Source organism: Bacillus stratosphericus (genome assembly GCF_020524495.1).
Lineage (GTDB): Bacteria > Bacillota > Bacilli > Bacillales > Bacillaceae > Bacillus > Bacillus stratosphericus_B.
This window is the reverse complement of the sequence record NZ_JAIVLB010000003.1, coordinates 27,094-48,002: the sequence shown is the minus strand read 5'-3', so window position 1 is coordinate 48,002 and position 20,909 is coordinate 27,094. Positions and strand designations below refer to the sequence as shown.

Genomic DNA, 20,909 nt, shown 5'->3' with positions numbered 1-20,909 from the left:
AGGACAAAAAAGCTGTCATTATGAACATGTACGATGCCCCTAGAACTTTCGTTACCCCATCCCATCTCATGACGACTGTACAGAAGTCTTTAATTTTATCGTTGGAGCCAGTTGAACTGCTCTTATTCAGCAGTATGAATCAAGCATCTGCAGAATGACATCCACGAAATCCTCAAGGAAACGAAAGAAACAGTGGATCAACTATTCCCTCCAACTGTCTAACACAAAAAAAGACTGCCGAGGTTTCTCGGTCAGTCTAAAATCATTCATTATCCATCTAAACCAATGGATACATATTTTGTTTCTAAATATGGCTCGATGCCTTCGATACCGCCTTCACGACCAATGCCACTCTCCTTCATACCGCCAAAAGGTGCTTGAACAGCCGATGGACCCCCATCATTCCAGCCAATAATACCGTAATCAAGATTCTCTGAGATGTAAAGTCCATTCCGGTAATTATCTGTAAAGAAATAAGCTGCAAGTCCAAAAGGTGTATCGTTGGCTAATTCAATCGCCTCGTCTAACGCTTGAAACGTCGTAATCGGTGCCACTGGACCAAAGGTCTCTTCATGCATGATGTTCATAGAAGGATTGACGTGTGTGAGAACCGTTGGCTGTACAAAATAATAGGACTTCTCATCGTCGTAATGTGTATCTCCACCAACAAGTACCTTCGCCCCTTTATCGACCGCATCTTGAATTTGATCGACAATCTTATCAAAGCCGCGCTTATTGATAATTGGTCCTATGGAAGTGCCTTGTTCAAAACCATTTCCCACTTTCAGCTTTTCTACTTCTTTGCTGAACGCTTGAGCAAACGCTTCATGAATTTCTTCATGCACAATGATGCGGTTGGCACAGACACAGGTCTGTCCTGCATTACGGAACTTAGATGCCACTGCCTGTTTCACAGCCAGTTCAAGGTTCGCATCCTTGTCTACGATCAACGGAGCATGACCGCCAAGCTCCATCGATACGTGTTTGACTGTGCTGGCACTATTTTTGATGAGATGCTTTCCGACTGGCGTTGAGCCTGTAAACGTCATTTTGCGAATCAACGGACTATCTGTGAAGATTTCACCAACTTCTTTTCCATCACCGACTACCCATTGCAAGGCATCCTCTGGAATCCCAGCTTCATGACCTAATTTCACTAGTTCAATGGCTGTCAGTGGCGTATCCTCAGCCGGTTTCACAATAAACGTACAGCCTGCCGCAAGAGCTGGTGCAGCCTTTCTTGTAATCATTGCCGCGGGGAAATTCCACGGTGTAATTGCAGCAACTGGGCCAACTGGTTGTTTTGTGACGAAAAGACGTTTATTTGTCGTATGAGACGGAATGGTTCGGCCGTAAATGCGCTTTGCTTCCTCTGCGTACCATTCAATATACCCAGCAGCGTAGACGATTTCCCCTATTGCTTCTTGATACGGCTTTCCATTTTCTTCAGTAATGACCTTTGCTAGTCTGTCTCTATGTTCAATGACCAGATCAAACCACTTACGAATGATATTCGCACGTTCATGTGCAGACGTCTTTGCCCATGTTTTGAATGCTTTGTGTGAGCGGGTGATCGCATCTTCAATCTGTTCTTTTGTATGCTGAGCAACCGAGGCAATTTCTTCTCCTGTTGCAGGATTATACACTTTTAGTTCGTTTGTCATGCTCTACTTCTCCTTCGTTCTTGAATTCATTACATATAGTATATACCCAATGAGTGCCCAACCTAAAAGCAATATCCATTCAGCTGGCCATGACAGAGAGGCCGGCATGCCTGGAAAATAAAATGAAAGAAAAAGGAGACTAAGTCCAATGGCAAATACTCCTGTTGTCCGCCAGTATTTAATGCGGTATGGACGATCAAGCTCTGGTTCTGTTTTACGAAGTTTCATAAAGGCGATGGACACTATTAAATACCCGACAATGATTCCCACACCACCTGCATTAACAATCCATACAAGGGCAGGGCGACCTAATAACGGTGCGAAAAAAGCCAATCCGCCAAGAAACAAAATCGCATTTGTCGGTGTTTTATACTTTGGATGAATATACGCAAACCATTTTGAAATCATGCCTCTTTCCGCCATTGCGTACAGGATTCGGCTTGCACCAATGATAAAAGCATTCCAGCTCGTCACAATTCCTGCTACTCCGCCAATCACGAGTACAGTACCGAATGCCTGATGGCCGAGAAGATGCACCATTGCATCTGCAGTTGCAAGTGATGAGGCTTCAAGCTGTCCCTTTGACATGCTCGCTGCAACTCCAAAGACAATGAGTAAATAGAAAACAACTGCACTCACAATGGATATAATCAGAATTCTTCCGATGATTTTCTTCGGTGCATTGATTTCCGCCGCCACTTGAGGGATGACATCAAAACCGACAAATAGAAACGGTATCATGACTAAGACTGCCATGAGACCACCAACCCCGCCTTGGAACATCGGCTCAAGGTTTGATAAGTCTCCGTTAAACGTCGCACCGCCTAACAGTAGAAGTCCTGTTAGGATAATCGCTACTGTAAATACGGATTGAAAAATAGCAGCTGGCTTTGCACCAATGTAATTCAGTGCAGTTAAAAATAATGCACCGCCAGATCCAATTAACACCCAAGTGAAATAAACGTCCCAGCCCCCTATATTCCATAGGAAACCAACGTGCTGTGTTGGAATGACATAATCAATGACAGTCGGTAGCGCGACAGCTTCAAATGTAATAACGGACACATACCCAAACAAAACGCCCCATGCCGAGACAAAAGCCGATTTTATCCCAAATGCCCGCTGGACAAAGACGAGTCCCCCTCCTGTCTCAGGAATCGCAGACGAAAGCTCGGCATATGTGAGTCCAATAAAGATGACGAGAATGCCCCCTATCACAAAGGCAATCACGCTGCCTAAAAATCCAGCTGTTAAAATCCAATCTCCAGAAAGTACAACCCAGCCCCAGCCGAGCATTGCACCAATCGATAAAAACAGTACGTCTGACTGCGACATGTTTTTTGCCATTTGTTGTTTTTGCATACAACCATCCCCCTTTGTTGTTTAGCGTGCTGTGAAGGCGTCTTGGATGATACCTAGTCCTTCATGTAGCAGCTCATCTGTGATGACAAGTGGTGTTAAAAAGCGAATAATATTCCCATTAATCCCTGCCGTTAATAAGAGCAGCCCGTGCTCATTTGCATATGCTGCAATGGCTGCGGCTGTTTTCTTATCTGGTGTACGCGTTGTTTGATCTTCGACAATTTCAATCGCAGCCATTGCCCCTATGCGGCGGACTTCTCCAATGAATGGGTACTTTGTTCTCCATTCATTCGCTTTGTCCTCAATGATTTGTCCAATGTGTTCAGATCGTTTATTCAATTGTTCTGTTTCAATAATATCAAGAACAGCTAGTGCTGCCACACAGCCTAACGGACTGCCTGCATAAGTTCCTCCGAGCTCCCCTGGATCTGCTGCATCAAGCAATTCTTTTCTGCCAACAACTCCGCTTAGCGGTAAGCCAGCTGCAAGTGATTTTGACACAGTGATTAAGTCTGGAACGACATCAAAGTGCTCAATCGCAAAGTATTTCCCCGTTCTTGCAAAGCCTGTTTGAATCTCATCCGCAACAAATAAAATACCGTGCTGCTGACAGAATGAAGCGACGTGCTGAACAAATCGCTTCGATGGCACAATGAATCCGCCCTCCCCTTGGACTGGTTCCATGACCACACAAGCCACTGTTTCTGGCGCAACGGTCGCCACAAAGAATTGATTGAATTGATCAATCATGTACTCGTCATAAGCTTCATCACTTAATCCTTCTGGCTTTTGATAGTAATAAGGATATGGGGCTTGATACACCTCTGATGCGAATGGTCCAAAACCAAACTTATAAGGCTTGACCTTGCTCGTCATACTCATGGTCATATTCGTTCTGCCATGGAAGCCTCTAGTGAAGGACACAACAGCCTGTCTTTTCGTATATTTACGTGCAATCTTCACAGCATTTTCAACAGCTTCTGCACCTGAATTTAAGAAAATGGCTTTCTTTTCATGATCCCCTGGTGTTAAGTGACAAAGCTTTTCTGCCAATTCGATATACGATTCATACATCATCACATTGAAGCCTGGGTGAATCAGACTGTCTGCCTGTGCTTTGACTGCTTCCACAACCTTTGGATGTGAATGTCCTACATTTAACGTGCCAATGGCGCCTGCAAAATCAATAAAACGATTCCCATCAATATCGAAAAGCTCGGCTCCCTTCCCTTTCGCTGCAAGATGACGGTTGCCATTACTGACGCCTCTTGCAACGTATTGATCTCTTTTCTCCTGCCATTCTTCTGTTGAAAAACGGTTTGTTGTCGTTTGACTCATTCTCATCCATCCCCTTTATATCTTTTTTATTATTCTGAATATTTTTTGGTATGATAGAAAGTACCAATATCATTTTTTTAATGGTATCAGAGAGGATGAATGACATTATGCTAACCATTCAACTAGATCTAACAGGGACAAACGGATTTATTTATCACCAAATATACACGAAAATCAAAGACGAAATTTTAAATAGAAACCTTCAGCCACACGATCAATTACCCTCTAAACGAGAGTTAGCCGATACATTAAAAGTCAGTATCAATTCAGTCAATGGTGCTTATCAGCAATTACTCGCAGAGGGGTATTTATATTCTGTGGAACGCAAAGGCTTTTTCGTAGAATCGCTAGAAACGTTTCATGAGTCGGATCAGCTGAAACCCTCCTCCCTTCCTGCGGATTTAAAGGAAGAACCTATTGTACGAGACGATTGGTATTCCTTTTCACACATCTCTGTCGATACAGCAAATTTTCCATTTAAAAGTTGGCTGAAATGTGAACAAAAGGCAATCGACCTTCACCAAGAATCCTTTAGCGAGCTCCCGCATCCACAGGGTGTTTATGAATTACGGGAAACAATTACCCGGATGATCGGACTTGCACGAGGCGTCAAATGCTACTCAGAGCAGATTATTTTAAGTGCAGGCACACAATCACTCATTCATTCGTTATCGAGCATTCTTCCAGCTGATCAAGTATACGGGTTAGAAAACCCTGGCTATCGCCGACTCTATCAAATGCTGAAAAATAATCATCACCGAATTGAAACGATTGGAATTGACCAAAAAGGTGTGCGGATGAGCGACATTCAGAATAAACAGCCGAATGTTTTGATCATTACCCCTTCTCATCAGTTCCCAACAGGGGTGATCATGCCAATTTCTCGAAGAATTCAGCTATTAAACTGGGCGGCCGATCATCCAGATCGCTATATCATTGAGGACGATTATGACAGTGAATTTAAGTATGGGACAGACAGCATACCAGCTCTGCAAAGCCTTGATCGATATGACAAAGTCATTTATATGGGGACCTTTTCAAAATCATTGCTGCCCGGCTTGCGGATAAGCTACATGGTGCTGCCGCAGCATCTATTAAGACGCTATAAGGAAGAACAGCATTTTTTCATTCAAACAGCCAATCTTATTACCCAATACACCCTTCTTTACTTTATTAAAGACGGCGCTTACCAGCGGCATATTAAAAGAATGAATGGTTTATATGAGGAAAAACGGAAGCAGCTCATTGGAGAACTCGAAACCGTCTTCGGTGACAATGTGCGGATTATCGGCGAAAATGCAGGTCTTCATTTTATCGCAGAGTTCCGCTCAGATCGTACGCAGCATGAGATCTTACTGCGTGCCAAAGAAAGAAAGCTGAAAATGTACGGTATGGACCGTTTCACCCTGGATGACCAATCGCCAAGGCATGAAAAAGGATTTGTTCCACTCGTATTTGGCTTTTCTCACATACGTCCAGAGGAGATTCAGCCGGCTGTGAAACGGCTGTATGAGTCGATTTACGGGACATAAAATAGCCAGCTGTTCTTCATAGACCGCTGGCTTACCATTTTTTTATCTACTGATGAAACGGATGACAAAAGACCTGTAAAGACAGTCTCGATGTCATCTTTTCTTAGGCGGACAATTTCTACCCTTACATGATCAGCCAATGCTTGCAGCACAGAAATCAGCGGCATGTCATCTTGGTTTGGATGGTTTGGATGGTTTGGATTATTCATACGATAAAAGTATTTTGTTCCAGCATACAATCTCCTACCTAAATGGAAGGATCAAATACCTACCTACAAACATTTTTTAAGATCGTTTTCTTGAAATGAGCGATTGGTTTTGTTATCATGTCAAAAATGTGACTACTTGGTTTCCATTGTGACCCTATGGTTTTACCGATTCGGAAAGGACTTATAATGATGAACGAAAAGCAAGAAGAGATTTTGCGTGTTTCAAAGAAATTGTTTTCACAAAAAGGCTATATGAGTGTCTCCATGCAGTCGATTGCCGATGCCTGTAAAGTATCAAAAGCGTCCATTTATAAACTGTTTGATTCGAAAGAAGAGCTTTTATTAGAACTGATTAAATATAATCAGCGGAAAATGAGGGAGATTTCTCACATCATTCATTCAGAGACGAGGCTATCGAAAAAGGAAAAGTTCACAAAGAAGATTAAGCTTGAGCTTGAGGAGTTTAAAGAGAATCATAAATTTTTGAGTATGCTGTCCTTCGAAGCATTTTTTCAGCATTCACCCATTGTCAAAAAGCATTTGCGTGAAACACGTTCCATTATCATGCAGCGGCACAGAGACATTATTTTAAGCACGTATGGTGAATCGGTTGCTCCTTATGTCTGGGATCTCGTGATTGTCCTCAATGGATTAATGAGAGAATTCATCTTAATGCTGGCCATAGAGCATAAGAACATCCAATTAGAAAATGCCGCCGAAATGATCATCGGTGTGATGGACCGTGTATCGACAAAGCCTTGCTCCATTGAACCTGTGTTAACAAATGAGCTGATGGATTCCTATCTGTTTTCCCCACAGGACGAATATGATGAGGAAAAACAGGTCATCACGTACTTAACGAAGATGAAGCAAGAGCTTCACTCACTCTCAAATGGAGAAGAAAAAGATCATCTCCTCTCTGCGTTTGAGCTGCTCAATCAAGAATTATCAAAGGACCAACCGAGAACCTTTTTAATCAGCTCATTGCTCGATTATTTAGGTAAAAACAGCTTTTTATCTCAAAACGCGTCACAGCTGAAAAGCATCATTTTATAGATAAAGAAGGGATAACATGAACCAATCAACCACACATACATCCTATAATCGATCTGTGATTGTTGGGATTTTTCTCGTTGGGGCATTCGTAGCGATTTTAAACCAAACGCTGCTCATTCCAGCGATCCCACATATCATGGAGGAATTCAATATTGATGTCAGCAAAGGGCAATGGCTGACAACAGCCTTTATGCTGACAAACGGGATTCTCATCCCGATTACCGCTTTTTTAATTGAAAAATTTTCGAGCCGCACCTTGGTTTTAACGGCTCTTAGTATTTTTACAGCTGGTACAATTCTTGCGGCATTTGCAACGAATTTCCCGGTGTTACTTGCAGCGCGTATCGTGCAGGCAGCAGGAGCGGGGATTTTAATGCCGCTCATGCAAACGATTTTTTTAACCATTTTCCCGAAAGAAAAACGCGGCCAGGCCATGGGCATGGTCGGACTTGTCATTTCATTCGCACCAGCGCTTGGGCCAACACTTGGCGGCTGGATTATAGACACATTTACTTGGAAGTACTTATTCTATATTGTTCTGCCAATCGGTATAATTGATCTTATTCTTGCTTTCTTCTTAATGAAAAATGTCACGCAGCAAAGAGAAACACGCATTGATGTCTTATCTGTCATCCTGTCTTCCTTCGGATTTGGTGGGTTACTGTACGGATTTTCTAGTGTCGGAACATATGGCTGGACGAGTGCGACTGTCCTCATTTCGCTAATTGTCGGGGCAGTGAGCTTGTTCTTCTTTATCCTGCGTCAGTCGAATTTGAAAAGACCGATGCTTGAATTTGGTGTATTTAAGTTTTCGATCTTTAGCTTAACGACCTTCCTTGGTATGCTCGTCTTTGCTTTACTGATCGGAACCGAGACCATTCTGCCGCTCTATACGCAGAATGTCAGAGGATTGTCTGCACTTGATACAGGGCTCATCCTATTGCCAGGTGCTCTATTTATGGGCTTCCTGTCACCGCTTATCGGACGGATTTTTGATAAGGTCGGCGGAAAAGGACTGGCATTAGGCGGATTTACGATTTTAACCGTCACCACCTTGCCATTTATGATGCTAAGTCTCGATTCATCGATCACACTGATTACGGTTGCCTATACGGTTCGTTTAATCGGGGTTGGGATGATCATGATGCCGCTGACAACAGCAGGCATTAACTCTTTACCCCCTCATCTCATCCCGCATGGGACAGCGATGAATAACACGATGAGACAAATGGGTGGCTCTATTGGGACGGCTGTGCTTGTTTCCATAATGAGCAGTTCTGCCACAAATGCAGAACTAGCCAATCCGATGAAATCAGCCGTACATGGCATGAATACGTCATTTTTTGTTGCTGGTCTTATTGCAGTGATTGGTCTCATCCTCTCATCTTTCTTAAAAGAAAAACGTAATCACAAAGTCATGAAGCAGGAGCTTTCTTCCTCCTCATCTTCATAAGAAAGAGCTTGGCATACTGCCAGCTCTTTTTTCATAGGATTCGCCTATATTATCCTCTCCAAAAATACATTTGTTCTTCCCATAAAGAAAAACCTTGATAATTTGAAGGAAAGAGTTGATAATAGAAACTATTCAATTTGTGAGAAAATTTTTACTATAGGAGATGTATGCATTGAAGGTCGTTAAATTTGGTGGCAGTTCTCTTGCATCTGGCAAGCAGCTGCAAAAGGTATTTGATATTGTAACAACAGATCCAGCTCGAAAAGCAGTCGTTGTTTCCGCACCAGGAAAACGGCATTCAACGGATACGAAGGTTACCGATCTATTAATTAGCTGCGGTGAACAATATTTACGTTTGGGTGAAGCACATGATTTACAGGAAGCAGTTATCCAACGATATGCCTCGATAGCTGATGAACTTGGATTAGGTCATGACATTATTAACACCATTCGGCAGAACCTAGATGCATTATTACAGGATGATTCGTCTCATCCTGAGCGCTATCTTGATGCCATCAAGGCAAGCGGTGAAGATAATAATGCAAAGCTGATTACAGCCTATTTCCGCCATCAAGGTGTCGAAGCACACTATGTGAATCCAAAAGAAGCTGGTTTATTTGTGAGCGATGAGCCTGGTCAAGCGCAAGTCCTCCCAGAATCCTATGAACATTTGTACAAATTAAGAGAGCGTTCTGGCGTCATTATATTCCCTGGTTTTTTTGGATATAGTGTAGCGGGTGATATCGTCACCTTTTCTCGAAGCGGATCAGATATTACAGGCTCCATTTTGGCAAACGGGCTGCAGGCTGATGTGTATGAAAACTTTACAGATGTGGATGCTGTCTACGCCGTCAATCCAACAATCGTTCACGATCCAAAGGAAATCACTGAGCTGACATATCGGGAAATGAGAGAACTGTCCTATGCTGGTTTTTCGGTGTTCCATGATGAAGCACTCATTCCAGCTTTCCGGGCAGGCATTCCTGTTCAGATTAAAAACACCAATAACCCAGCAGCCAAAGGTACAAAAATCGTCAATCAACGGGATTATACGAATGGGCCTGTTGTTGGGATCGCCTCAGACAATGGATTTTGCAGCATTTATATTAGGAAGTATTTGATGAACCGAGAAGTTGGCTTCGGACGTAAGGTGCTGCAAACGTTAGAGGAATATGGGCTTACTTACGAGCACGTTCCTTCTGGCATTGATGATATGACCATTATTTTAAGGCAGGATCAGCTTGAGGAGCAGCATACTGAACAAGAGCTTTTAGACCGTCTGAAGCTCGTGCTTGATCCAGATGAGGTTGCTTTAGAGCGGAATCTCTCCCTCATTATGGTCGTGGGAGAAGCGATGCGTCATAATGTTGGTACAACAGCAAGAGCAGCAAGGGTGCTGTCAAAAGCTAAAGTCAATATTGAAATGATCAATCAAGGATCTTCAGAGGTCAGCATGATGTTTGGCGTCAAAGCGGCTCAAGAAAAAGAAGCCGTTCAAGCCTTGTATGAGGAATTTTTCTCTATGTCAAATATGCCTGTCTCCATTTAATTTGCAGACTGTCAGATCTTCGGATCGGCAGTCTTTTTCAATATTTGGTCAGCTATGCACAAACGTTAAGACTTTTAGGGATCTCGGTTATTTTAACGGGCATTAAGCAAGATCTTGCGTTCAGTGTGACTAAGTCGAATATTTCATTTAAAGATACCACCATTCGTAAAGATTCGTTTACCGAAACTGAATGAGTGGTTATACATATACACCAGCCTGTTCTTTTTGAAGCGGCAAACGAACCTGATAAAGAAGTCTCTGATATTGAAAAAGAATTAAATATCACGCTTCCTGAGTTATAAATGGTGTATCAAACAGTTTGGAACTGGCGGGATTTTGGGCGTTTGGATTGAAGGTGGTTCGCCAGGTGAAATTGAAGAATCACCTGTCATTGAGGCCACTCGTACTTTTCAAGAACAAGGTCTTCCCGAAGGCTATGTCTTCATAGTCAATCACGGTCAGTATATGCTGTTTTTAGACACAAACCAAATGAAAGATGGTGAGTGCCCGGTGCTTAATTGGTCTCCTTACGAGATGATACGATTTACGCCAAAGACCATGAATATCTGCATTGCTCAATCATAGAAGGCATTGACTCTTTTGCAGATAATAAATGAATCCATTGAAAAAACTCATCTCTATAGATGGGCCTTTTCCGTATCATGCCAGTAGCTGCAAATAAGAAGAGTCGTTTTCCTCTTCAATTGCCTGTACAATCATCTGCGCATGTGAGACGTCTGTGACACTGTTTAACTTTTGCATGATGTCTACTTTCGATAAAGCGTGTCCCGGTGCTCCCCGCGGAATATCGACCCGCTTGCTGATGGTAGTGCCGTCAGATAATGTGAGCTTCACAATCGTAAAGCGTCCTTTTGGAACGGCATCAGGATGGGATTCCACTGTATGATCATATTCTCTGTTGACCCTCTTCATCCATGTCCGCAGCTCAGGTGAAATGGCTTTTTTCGTAAAGGCAGCTAGTGAAAAAGTGTATCCAAACACCGCAAGTGCGATGACGTACTCGACACTGAATCGTCCTTCTTCTCCAGTCAAAGGCGTCCGCTCAGTGAGTGCTGCATCTCCGCCAGGTGGAAAAATGACATCTACCTGTTCAATCTGATCCCGTAAGGATGCCCGCTCTTTCACCAAAGACTCAATTGCATCTGCTGCATGGTGTGCAGCTGAGCAGAATGGATAAACTTTGAACCATAACCCTGGCGATACAATGCGCCACGTAACGCCATAGCCTTCTAGCAATCGTCTTTCCGCCAGTTCCTGATCTCCATAGAGTGAAAAGAAACCATTCTCCCCATCAAGAACCGAGTCACTTCCGCCAAAACCTAAACAAGCTACATCCATTGACCACACGGCTGTTTTAGCGGCTAAGCCTGCTTGTAATGGCTTCATATGAGTTCCAAATTGCTTTCGCATTCCGGCTGATTGCGCACCAGCAAAGCCGATCGCTTTCGTCAGCTCTTCCTGAGAGACATTTTTTAAATAGCCAATGGCACATACTGCCGCAATGGCTCCGAGTGTTCCCGTATTATGCCAGCCTCGCTCGTAATGCGCCTTGCCGATGGATTCACCGAGCCTTGCCATCACTTCGACGCCAGTTATATAGGCGGCTAAAAATCGGTAACCATAACTTTTACCTGCTGTGAGCTGCGAAAGCAAAGCCGGGACGATGACTGCACTTGGATGTCCTCTGACATCTGAATGCACATCATCATAATCAAGAGCATGGATGAGGTAGCCGTTTAGCATCGCTGCTGATTGTCGGCTGACCTTCTTCCCTTGTCCAATGACGGGAATTTGAGCTGCTCCTCCTTCTTCTTCCACAAGCGTCATCAGCTTCTGATGACCTTCATCCTCTTTAGCAGCAAACGCTGCTGCCGCAACGTCTAACAGACCGTTTTTAGCCATTTGTATGGCCTGTCGATCTTGCAGCGGATCAGCTGACAGCACTGCCTCTGCTAGCTGTTTCGTTAGTTCCATGATCGTGACTCCAATGCCCGTACCGCAAGCTCGGCAAAGAAAGCTGCGGCAACTGGAAGTGCGTCTTCATTTAACGTAAAGGCAGGGTGGTGCCACTCTTCTGTGCCGCTTGTCCCCATCCATACAAAAAAGCCTGGAATGTTCTCTTGATAAAGGGCAAAGTCTTCTCCGCCTGGTGACTGCTCTGCCTGCGCTACTGTGAGATCAAGCGCACCAGCCGTTTCTTCTACCACCTTTGTCAGCCGCTCATCATTCATCACAGAAGGCAAATAAGGATGCCATCTCAATTCTACCTTAGCTCCAAATCCTTCTGCAATCCCGCTCACGATTTGTTTCATAAGATCTGGAATCATCGCTCTTACTTGCGGCTCAAACGTTCGAACGGTTCCTTCCATTTCGACACGGTCAGGTATCACGTTCCATGACGTGCCGCCTTGAATACATGTGATGCTGACAACCGCATGATCCAAGGGGCTAATGCGGCGGCTGACAATTTGCTGAAGGGCGCTTGTGATCTGCCCGCTGATGGCAATCGGGTCCACTGTGTGATTCGGAATCCCTGCATGACCACCCGTTCCTTTAATATCGATTTCAAACCGATCGACACTAGCCATTAACGTCTTTTCTCTGATGCCGATCGTGCCAACTGGCAGGTCAGGTTTATTGTGCATACCGAAAATCGCATCAACCCCATCTAAAACTCCTGCCTCTATGACGTGTTTTGCCCCTTGAGCGACTTCCTCAGCCGGTTGGAACAAAATGCGAACCGTTCCCTTGATGTCGTGTTTACGCTCGTTTAATAAGACGGCCGCACCAAAAATCGAAGCCGTATGGAAATCATGACCGCATGCATGCATTTTGCCCGGTACCTTTGAAGAAAATAGTTCGCCAGATGCTTCTTCAATCGGAAGTGCATCTATATCGGCTCTAAGAGCAATCGTTGGTCCCTCTTGTTCTCCTTTTATTTCACAGACAACCCCTGTTTGAAGAGCAGGGACATCACGTACAGTGATCCCTTCCTCTTCTAACCAGCGGCGCAGTTTCTTTGTCGTTTCATATTCTTCAAATGACAATTCTGGATATTCATGAAGCGCTCTGCGAATGTTAATTAAACGTTTGTTTAAGGCTTCATTTCCAATTGATTTCACTAGACATCCACCTCTCTTAAGAAATAAAAAGCAGCTTATGCTTCTTCAGCCGCTGCTTCTTTTTTGATAAATCGTTTTGTTCGTTCATTCTTCGTTTCATCAAACAATTGTGCTGGCGTCCCTTGCTCGATAATATGACCATCTGCCATAAAAATCACATGGTCTGCCACTTCTCTTGCAAACGCCATTTCATGTGTGACGATGATCATGGTCGTTTCTTGAATCGCAATGGATTTAATGACTTGAAGCACGCCTGAGACTAGCTCTGGATCTAGTGCTGACGTCGGTTCATCCAGCAAAATGGCATGAGGATCGACCGCTAACGCACGGGCAATGCCAATCCGCTGCTTCTGTCCGCCAGATAACGTGATCGGATAGCTGTTAGCTTTTTGTTCTAACCCTACCTTCTTCAGCAGCTTCATCCCGATCTCATTCGCATGCTGTTTGGTCATTTTTTTCGTCACAAGCAGTGACTCTGTAATGTTTTGGAGGGCTGTCTTGTTTTTAAATAAATTATAGTTTTGAAACACCATGGCCGTTTGTTGACGCAGGTGATGCGCTTCTTTACGTGTATATTTGGACGCATTCAGCTTCGCATCGCCAATTTCAATCGTGCCTTCATCTGGGGTTTCTAATAAATTTAAGCAGCGCAGCAATGTTGATTTACCGGAGCCAGAAGGTCCGATAATGGCCACAACCTGCCCTTTTTGTACGTCAAGGTCAATGCCGTCTAAGACGACAAGGTCGCCAAATGATTTCTTCAAATTGGTGAGCTTGATCATGTCCACACCTCCTTAATTCCGGTAAGGTTTGCTGATTTTTCGTTCAAATACGTCTTGCAGGAAGCTATAAATCATCGTAAGCACCCAGTACACAATCCCAACGGCTAAATAGGTTTCAAAGTATTTATAGTTCGCCGATGCAATCATCTTCCCTTGTGCAAATATTTCTGCCACCCCAATGGTAAAGGCGAGAGAGGTTTCTTTTAAAAGACCGATAAAGGTGTTCCCCGTCGCTGGAATGGCATTTCTGACTGCCTGCGGGAAAATAATCCTCACGTAAGACTGCCATCTTGTCATGCCGACAGATAAACAGGCCTCCAGCTGCCCTTCATCCACAGAGTTAAGAGCAGCTCTAAAAATTTCTGCTAAGTACGCTGAGTTTTTAATGCTTAATCCAATAATGACCGCTGTTAAGGCATCCATTGAGGTCATCGCAGGGAATAGCTGTGGAAGACCAAAATAAATGAGAAAGAGCTGAACCAAGGTTGGAACCGCTCTGAAAAAAGAAATATACAGCTTGGCAAATGGGTATAGGACAGGTATCCGGTTTTTTGTAATGAGAGCGAATACCACACCAATGATAATGGCAAATACCATGGAGACAATCGCCATGAAGATCGTTATCGGCAAGTATTGAATTAAGGTCGGAAAAACTGTCACCATATACTGCCAATCAATTTTATTCATGTCTACTGTTCACCACCGCTGTCTTTATTTTTTAATTGGCACTGTGACATCGTCTTTGAAATATTTTTCAGACAACTTCTTAAGTGTCCCGTCTTCTCTTAATTCTTTGATCGCTTTGTTAAATTTTTCTTTTAGTTTGTCATGCTGTTCATCTTTGGCAAATGGGTAGCCCACTTCTTCATAAACAATTGGGTTGCCTACAATTTTCAGTGGAAGGCCTGTTTTTTCAATTTGAGCAAGTAATACACTACGTCCGTTTACGTAAGCATCCACACGGCCATTTGCGACTTCATTTAATACGCCGTCTTGCGTTTCATATGTTTTGATATTGATTTTCTTGTCTGGGTCTTTGCTCTCGAGGTTTTTGGCATGGTTTGAGCCAAGAACCGTCGCAACTGTTTTTCCTTTTAAATCATCAAGATCTTTAATGTCGTTGTTGTCCTTTTTTACAATGATTTGAGTTCCTGCGTAAGCGTACGTATCTGTAAAGTTGAACGTTTGTTTGCGCTCATCTGTGATGGCTACTTGGTTTGAGACAGTATCCAATTTACCAGATGTCAGCTGCCCCATCAGTCCGCTAAATTCACTTAGCTGCCAGTCTAGTTTATAGCCTAGTTTTTTCGCAATTGCTTCTGTCACTTCGACATCGAATCCAACAAGCTTGCCATTCTCTTTATAAGCAAACGGATAGCTTTGTCCTGTAGCGCCTACTTTTAATACTTTTTCGTCTTCTCCTTCACTTTGATTGTTGCCGCTGCAAGCTGCTAAAACCGCAAGCATTGCTACAAATAGAACGATTAGCCACTTTTTGTTTTTCATGTTCGTGAACCCTTCTTTCCTCTTATAATTGTGCAATATCTGTTCTTATTTGTTTTTTAAAATAAACCGTGATATGACCCTTGCCTAAATCCTTTTCTCCTACTCTGACGTAGCCTTTGCGCTCATACATGTCCATGAGCCACGGATGCTTATCAGCTGTACCGAGGGACACATACGGTATCTTCAGTGTATCCCTTAGCACTTCGGATTCAACCCATTCCAGCAAGGCTGAGCCTGTGCCCTTTTTAGCCGCTGGTTCTGAGGCAAACCACCATATGTGCGGAACGCCGAACGGTCCTGGCTGCTCTCCCCAAGGCATACGAAGCGATAAGGTGGATAGAAGCTCACCGTTTTCTTCCATGAGATAGCAAAGATTCTTTTGTACATTTTGCTGAACAAGGGCGAAATCTGCATGTGCCGCTTGGAACTGGATGCCGAGCTCACGAATCGGCTCATAGGCTCTTGTTGTTAGCTCAAGCAGTGCCTCTATATCTACCTCTGTTGCCAGACGAAAAGTGTATCCCAACGTTTGTCACCTCATCCTGATGTCGTGTAACGATTTTTTGGCTGCTTTAATCCGAGATTTTCTCGTAAGGTTTGTCCTGTATAATCTGTTTTGAATAAGCCTCTTTCCTGAAGGATTGGAACGACACGATCTACGAATACATCAAGTCCCTCTGGTAATAGGGGTGGCATGACGTTAAAGCCATCTGCCGCTTCTTCAGTGAGCCATGTTTCCATCACATCTGCTAGCTGCTCAGGAGTTCCAATGAAAATATGATGACCACGAGATCCTGCAACAGATTGGTAGAGCTGGCGAATGGTCAGGTTGTCCTTTATCGCCATATTCATCACAAGATCAAAACGGCTTTTCACCGCATTTGACGTGTTTGGATCAATCTTTGGAAGCGGACCGTCTAATGGATACTGCGTGAGGTTAATACCACCTAAGTAGTTTTGTAAAATGCTAAGGCCAATCTCTGGAACAATCAACTCTTGTAATTCTTCATACTTCGCTTTTGCTTCTTCCTCTGTATCGGCAATGATTGGGAAGATACCTGGCATGATGCTAACATCCTCTCTAGCACGTCCAGCAGCCTCTACTTTCCCTTTTAAGTTTTGATAAAATTCCTTCGCCTTGTCGAGATCGTTTTGCGCAGTGAAAATGAGCTCAGCCGTTTTAGCTGCAAGTTTTTGCCCATCTTCGGAAGACCCTGCTTGAATGATCACTGGCTGACCTTGCGGCGTGCGTGATACGTTGAGTGGGCCCCGTACAGAGAAGAACTCACCCTTGTGCTGCAACTCATGAAGCTTACTAGTCTCGAAGAATTCTCCCGTTTCTTGGTTTCTCACAAGTGCATCCTCTTCCCAAGAATCCCAAAGACCTTTGACGACATCTACGAATTCTTCTGCTCGCTCATATCGTTTGTGGTGCGCTAAATGCTCTTCTCCACTAAAATTTTTCGCTGTTTCTTCAATAGAAGATGTGACAACATTCCATGCCGCTCTGCCGCCTGATAAATGATCGAGTGAGGCAAACTGTCTCGCAATATGGAATGGCTCACTGTATGTAGTGGATGCTGTTGCTGCTAAACCAATTGTAGAGGTAGACTCTGAAATTGAAGAAAGCAGTGTGAGCGGTTCAAATCTCGTTAATACATTCGGATGAGAGGTTTCGTTAATGGATAAGCTGTCGGCTAAAAAGAGCAGATCCAGCTTTCCTTCCTCTGCCTTTTTCGCTAATTGTTTAAAGTAATCAAGATTCATGGCTGCATCTGGTACTGCATTCGGGTGTCTCCAAGAGGCGACATGATGCCCAGTTCCTGCGATAAATACGCCTAGCTTGAGCTTCCGTTTTGGCTGTGACACTTGTTCTTCATCCTTTCTATATCCTACTGTATCAAGCTGAGATCCTCAAAAGATACATTTTTCTGATTGAATTAATCGGTTTTATCCATAAAAAAAGGGCGAATGTTGCGAAAAATGAAAAATAATTATTACTATATGCCCTTTTTACATGATTGTCAACCGCCTTCTAAACCACCAAAATAAGGGATTTTTATTAACTTTTACGGTGTGTCGATTTCAATATTTCCGATGAGCCGGTCACTTGTATGTGTCATCAATTGACTACGCTCCAGCATGTTATGAGCAATAACAGAATGAGTGGAAGACATTGTGCGGATGGCGATCGCTTTTTGAGGAGATAGATTGATGATGTTATTCCGCAGTACACGTGCTAAGGTGGCTTGGTCAATAAAAATCGCCGTTGGCTGTCCTATTGAACGATTTAAATAAAAGCGGTTATCTCCAATTTGTGGTGAACCATTTTTAATGTACATCACAACATATAAGGATGTTTCTTTAAAGGAATTATCTTTAATCTCTAATGGCCCTGTCGTGCTGCTGTAGACCGCGTAGTTTTGATAGTGCTTAAATCGATTCTGCCATATGAAAGCCTTTGCATTCCCAGTGACGCTAATGGTATACGAGGACGTGAGCAGCGATTGTCCTTCTTGAATAAAGTGATTGCCGTTGATCCCTGCTTCTCCTTCCTGCACCCATATCCCTCTGCTGAATTCTTTGAATTGATTATGCTGGATAAGGATATTCGTTCCTCTCACCATTGCTGCATCGATGACAGAGTAGATTGTATTGTTTGAAAAGACGACACTATCCGATTGATAGATACGCAGTGATGCACTTCTCAGTCGTGTATTCGTCCCTGATTCAATATGATTCCCTTCAATTAAAATGCTATTGGCCATATAAACAGACACAGCCGCATCTTCAAAAAGACTGATCTTATTGCCTGTAATATGAACACTGTCTCCCCTCACATCAATGCCTTTCTCAAACCCCTCAATTATATTGCCAATAATGATCACATTGTTTTCCGTTTGACCAAGCGAGACACCTAAGCTCGTAATCCCTGCTTTTGTCACGCCCCCTCCCACTGCACGGATTAAATTGTTTGCAATGATCGTTTCTGTGGCGAAGCCATAGGAGATGCTGCTATCTGTTTGATTGCCTTCAATGATCACACCATAGCCGTTGAAATTATAGATGGAGCTTGCATCACCCCCTCTGACAATGTTGTTTCGGATTTGAATATTCAGCGGTTTCTCCAAATTAATCGCATTTTCTCCGTATCCTTCAATATCAATCCCCATTTTCGGTTCCACCCCGTTTACCCCTGCCCTTTCAAGCAAACAGTCCTCGACAATGACACCATTGCAGCCTGTAATCGATATATTGTTTCGTCGTGAATCCGTAATTGTACAGCCGTTTCACTTTAATCACCGCATCTGACCCCATCTCAATAAAAATATGACTTGGCACCCGTATGCCTGCACACCGGAAAGGAAAAAATGTAATCACCTCTGTACAACGCATCTACTAGATACGTTCCACTCGGTAGCCAGACATGAGAGTAGCCCTGTGCTTTCGTCCATTCTAAGCATTTGTTTAGATTAGCCGTACAGTCTGTTTTTCCGTCGGCATCACGCCAAAATCCAATACATTCACAACAGTTTTTTAGATCAGAATCATTTAATTCCCCCAACTTAAACCCCTCCTTTTCACACATGTTCTTTTGTCATTCTATGCATGTGCAAAAGGTTTGGTTGTACAATACTTCAAATTTTATATAAATTATTTGAGGATAACTTTCTGATCATTTTCACTTGAATGAATTTTCATTTTTTGAGTCTTTAAGCCTATTGAACTAATATTTCCCTGTTTTAGAATAGTTTTATATTGATACAAGAATATCATGTTTCTCATATCTCTTTTTTTAAGAAAGGATCTATGCCATGTCTACAATTGATCACGATAAAATTGTTAAAAGTGTACCTCAAAAAGGGTTTTTTGGACATCCTAAAGGACTTTACACACTGTTTTTCACTGAATTTTGGGAGCGTTTTTCTTATTATGGGATGCGTGCACTGCTTATTTATTATATGTACACAGAGGTGACAAAAGGCGGTCTTGGCTTTGACCAGACCACAGCCAATTCGATCATGTCTGTCTACGGTGCTCTTGTCTATATGTCAGGAATTATTGGTGGATGGCTCGCCGACCGGGTATTCGGTTCTTCCAGTACGGTCTTTTATGGCGGGGTCTTCATTATGCTTGGTCATGTCATTTTGGCACTGCCAAGCGGAGCAACAGCACTCTTTATTAGTATGGGGCTGATTATTATTGGAACAGGTCTCCTGAAGCCGAACGTCTCAAACATTGTCGGTGACCTGTATACAAAAACGGACCCTCGCAGGGACTCTGGGTTTAGTATTTTCTACATGGGGATCAACATGGGTGGTTTTATTGCCCCATTAATTGTCGGAACACTCGGTCAAAAAGTGAATTTCCATCTTGGTTTCTCACTCGCTGCCGTTGGTATGCTTGTTGGACTGATTACGTTTGTGATCACGAAAAAGCCGAATCTTGGTCTTGCCGGCACTTATGTAACAAATCCGCTATCAGCAACTGAACGCAAGAACTTCAAAATTTTCGGAACATTGATTGTGCTTGTGCTCGCTGTTTTTGCTGTCATTGGCATTCAAACAGGAGCGATCACTATTAATCTATTCACTTGGTTTGTCAGTGTCCTTGGCGTCCTCATTCCAGTTGTTTATTTTATTGTGATGTATTTCAGTAAAAAGACGAGTGCAGTGGAGCAATCCAGGGTACTCGCTTATATTCCATTGTTCCTTGCTGCGGTGATGTTCTGGGCGATTCAAGAACAAGGTTCAAACATTTTAGCCACATATGCGGATCAACGAACAAATTTGAATTTCCTTGGGATGACACTAGCCTCTTCTTGGTTCCAATCATTGAACCCGATCTTTATTGTGCTGCTGTCCCCTGTGTTTGCTTGGCTATGGGTCAGACTTGGTAAGAAACAGCCGTCTACTCCGATCAAGTTCTCACTCGGCCTTCTGTTTGCAGGGTTATCCTTCATCGTCATGATCATTCCTGCATACATGTCTGGTCCAAACACATTGGTGAGCCCATTATGGCTCGTTCTAAGTTTCTTCCTTGTTGTGATCGGAGAGCTTTGCTTGTCACCAGTTGGGCTGTCAGCGACAACCAAGCTTGCACCTTCTGCTTTCTCAGCGCAAACGATGAGCCTCTGGTTTCTTTCAAATGCAATGGCACAGGCAATCAATGCGCAAGTGGTCAAACTGTTTGATAAAGTACCAGAAACCGTCTATTTCGGTATCATCGGCCTCATCGCTATCGTCTTATGTGGTGTCATGCTGCTGCTTTCACCCGTCATTAAGAAAGCGATGAAAGGCGTACATTAAATCAAA

19 protein-coding genes are annotated in these 20,909 nt (G+C 43.4%); 6 read left to right on the top strand and 13 right to left on the bottom strand.

The genetic code is table 11. From position 1 onward, the window contains the following. Positions 1 to 269: 269 nt before the first annotated feature. The 3 genes from LC033_RS01840 to gabT are packed head-to-tail and all read right to left on the bottom strand — an operon-like array spanning position 270 to position 4,364. Positions 270 to 1,664: an NAD-dependent succinate-semialdehyde dehydrogenase gene (locus LC033_RS01840; protein WP_226566590.1), complete on the bottom strand. Its 1,395-nt coding sequence runs from the start codon at positions 1,662 to 1,664 to the stop codon at positions 270 to 272. A gap of 3 nt (positions 1,665 to 1,667) precedes the next feature. Then, a complete protein-coding gene (locus LC033_RS01835) occupies positions 1,668 to 3,026 on the bottom strand; it encodes an APC family permease (RefSeq protein ID WP_226566589.1) in 1,359 nt (452 codons plus the stop codon). Between the two features lie 21 nt (positions 3,027 to 3,047). Beyond that, a complete protein-coding gene (gene gabT, locus LC033_RS01830) occupies positions 3,048 to 4,364 on the bottom strand; it encodes a 4-aminobutyrate--2-oxoglutarate transaminase (RefSeq protein WP_226566588.1) in 1,317 nt (438 codons plus the stop codon). 107 nt (positions 4,365 to 4,471) lie between these two features. Here gabT and gabR point away from each other — a divergent pair, with 107 nt between their 5' ends. Beyond that, positions 4,472 to 5,896 (top strand): MocR-like transcriptional regulator GabR, encoded by a 1,425-nt coding sequence (gabR, locus tag LC033_RS01825; RefSeq protein ID WP_226566587.1) that lies wholly within the window; start codon positions 4,472 to 4,474, stop codon positions 5,894 to 5,896. On the opposite strand, the gene LC033_RS01820 is transcribed toward gabR, so the two are convergent. Next, complete coding sequence (locus tag LC033_RS01820; protein WP_226566586.1) at positions 5,884 to 6,135, bottom strand: hypothetical protein; 252 nt, start codon at positions 6,133 to 6,135, stop codon at positions 5,884 to 5,886. The genes gabR and LC033_RS01820 overlap by 13 nt on opposite strands. Before the next feature lie 159 nt (positions 6,136 to 6,294). Between LC033_RS01820 and LC033_RS01815 the strand changes: the two genes are divergently transcribed. The 4 genes from LC033_RS01815 (at position 6,295) to LC033_RS01800 (ending at position 10,748) form a co-directional block, all read left to right on the top strand. After that, a complete protein-coding gene (locus LC033_RS01815) occupies positions 6,295 to 7,161 on the top strand; it encodes a TetR/AcrR family transcriptional regulator (RefSeq protein WP_226566585.1) in 867 nt (288 codons plus the stop codon). Positions 7,162 to 7,177: 16 nt separating this feature from the next. Then, positions 7,178 to 8,614 carry an MDR family MFS transporter gene (locus tag LC033_RS01810; RefSeq protein WP_226566584.1) on the top strand — a complete coding sequence of 479 codons (1,437 nt, stop codon included), beginning with the start codon at positions 7,178 to 7,180 and terminating at the stop codon, positions 8,612 to 8,614. Positions 8,615 to 8,786: 172 nt separating this feature from the next. Then, positions 8,787 to 10,163 (top strand): aspartate kinase, encoded by a 1,377-nt coding sequence (locus tag LC033_RS01805; protein WP_226566583.1) that lies wholly within the window; start codon positions 8,787 to 8,789, stop codon positions 10,161 to 10,163. A 279-nt stretch (positions 10,164 to 10,442) separates the two neighbouring features. Beyond that, the gene (locus LC033_RS01800) at positions 10,443 to 10,748 is read left to right on the top strand and encodes an SMI1/KNR4 family protein (protein WP_312887853.1); all 306 of its coding nucleotides are present in this window, start codon (positions 10,443 to 10,445) and stop codon (positions 10,746 to 10,748) included. A 75-nt stretch (positions 10,749 to 10,823) separates the two neighbouring features. Here the strand turns inward: LC033_RS01800 and LC033_RS01795 are convergent, their stop codons facing one another. From LC033_RS01795 to LC033_RS01755, 9 genes are all read right to left on the bottom strand, one after another. Next, on the bottom strand, positions 10,824 to 12,158 hold the full coding sequence (locus tag LC033_RS01795; RefSeq protein ID WP_226566582.1) for an MmgE/PrpD family protein: 1,335 nt from the start codon (positions 12,156 to 12,158) through the stop codon (positions 10,824 to 10,826). Continuing rightward, positions 12,149 to 13,306: an amidohydrolase gene (locus LC033_RS01790; RefSeq protein WP_312887852.1), complete on the bottom strand. Its 1,158-nt coding sequence runs from the start codon at positions 13,304 to 13,306 to the stop codon at positions 12,149 to 12,151. Before LC033_RS01790 ends, LC033_RS01795 begins: the two co-directional genes overlap by 10 nt. Before the next feature lie 35 nt (positions 13,307 to 13,341). Continuing rightward, complete coding sequence (locus LC033_RS01785; RefSeq protein WP_226566581.1) at positions 13,342 to 14,088, bottom strand: amino acid ABC transporter ATP-binding protein; 747 nt, start codon at positions 14,086 to 14,088, stop codon at positions 13,342 to 13,344. 12 nt (positions 14,089 to 14,100) lie between these two features. Then, positions 14,101 to 14,775, bottom strand: a complete 675-nt coding sequence (locus tag LC033_RS01780; RefSeq protein ID WP_226566580.1) for an amino acid ABC transporter permease — start codon at positions 14,773 to 14,775, stop codon at positions 14,101 to 14,103. Between the two features lie 24 nt (positions 14,776 to 14,799). Beyond that, positions 14,800 to 15,594, bottom strand: coding sequence for an amino acid ABC transporter substrate-binding protein (locus LC033_RS01775; protein ID WP_226566579.1), 795 nt, complete (start codon positions 15,592 to 15,594; stop codon positions 14,800 to 14,802). A 22-nt stretch (positions 15,595 to 15,616) separates the two neighbouring features. Continuing rightward, positions 15,617 to 16,120, bottom strand: a complete 504-nt coding sequence (locus tag LC033_RS01770; RefSeq protein WP_226566578.1) for a GNAT family N-acetyltransferase — start codon at positions 16,118 to 16,120, stop codon at positions 15,617 to 15,619. An 11-nt stretch (positions 16,121 to 16,131) separates the two neighbouring features. Next, complete coding sequence (gene scmK / locus LC033_RS01765; protein WP_226566577.1) at positions 16,132 to 17,463, bottom strand: LLM class flavin-dependent oxidoreductase; 1,332 nt, start codon at positions 17,461 to 17,463, stop codon at positions 16,132 to 16,134. 200 nt (positions 17,464 to 17,663) lie between these two features. Continuing rightward, positions 17,664 to 18,779, bottom strand: coding sequence for a right-handed parallel beta-helix repeat-containing protein (locus LC033_RS01760; protein ID WP_226566576.1), 1,116 nt, complete (start codon positions 18,777 to 18,779; stop codon positions 17,664 to 17,666). A 19-nt stretch (positions 18,780 to 18,798) separates the two neighbouring features. Beyond that, positions 18,799 to 18,936 carry a hypothetical protein gene (locus LC033_RS01755; protein WP_226566575.1) on the bottom strand — a complete coding sequence of 46 codons (138 nt, stop codon included), beginning with the start codon at positions 18,934 to 18,936 and terminating at the stop codon, positions 18,799 to 18,801. A 473-nt stretch (positions 18,937 to 19,409) separates the two neighbouring features. Between LC033_RS01755 and LC033_RS01750 the strand changes: the two genes are divergently transcribed. Continuing rightward, positions 19,410 to 20,903: a peptide MFS transporter gene (locus tag LC033_RS01750; RefSeq protein ID WP_226566574.1), complete on the top strand. Its 1,494-nt coding sequence runs from the start codon at positions 19,410 to 19,412 to the stop codon at positions 20,901 to 20,903. The last annotated feature ends 6 nt before the right edge of the window (positions 20,904 to 20,909 follow it).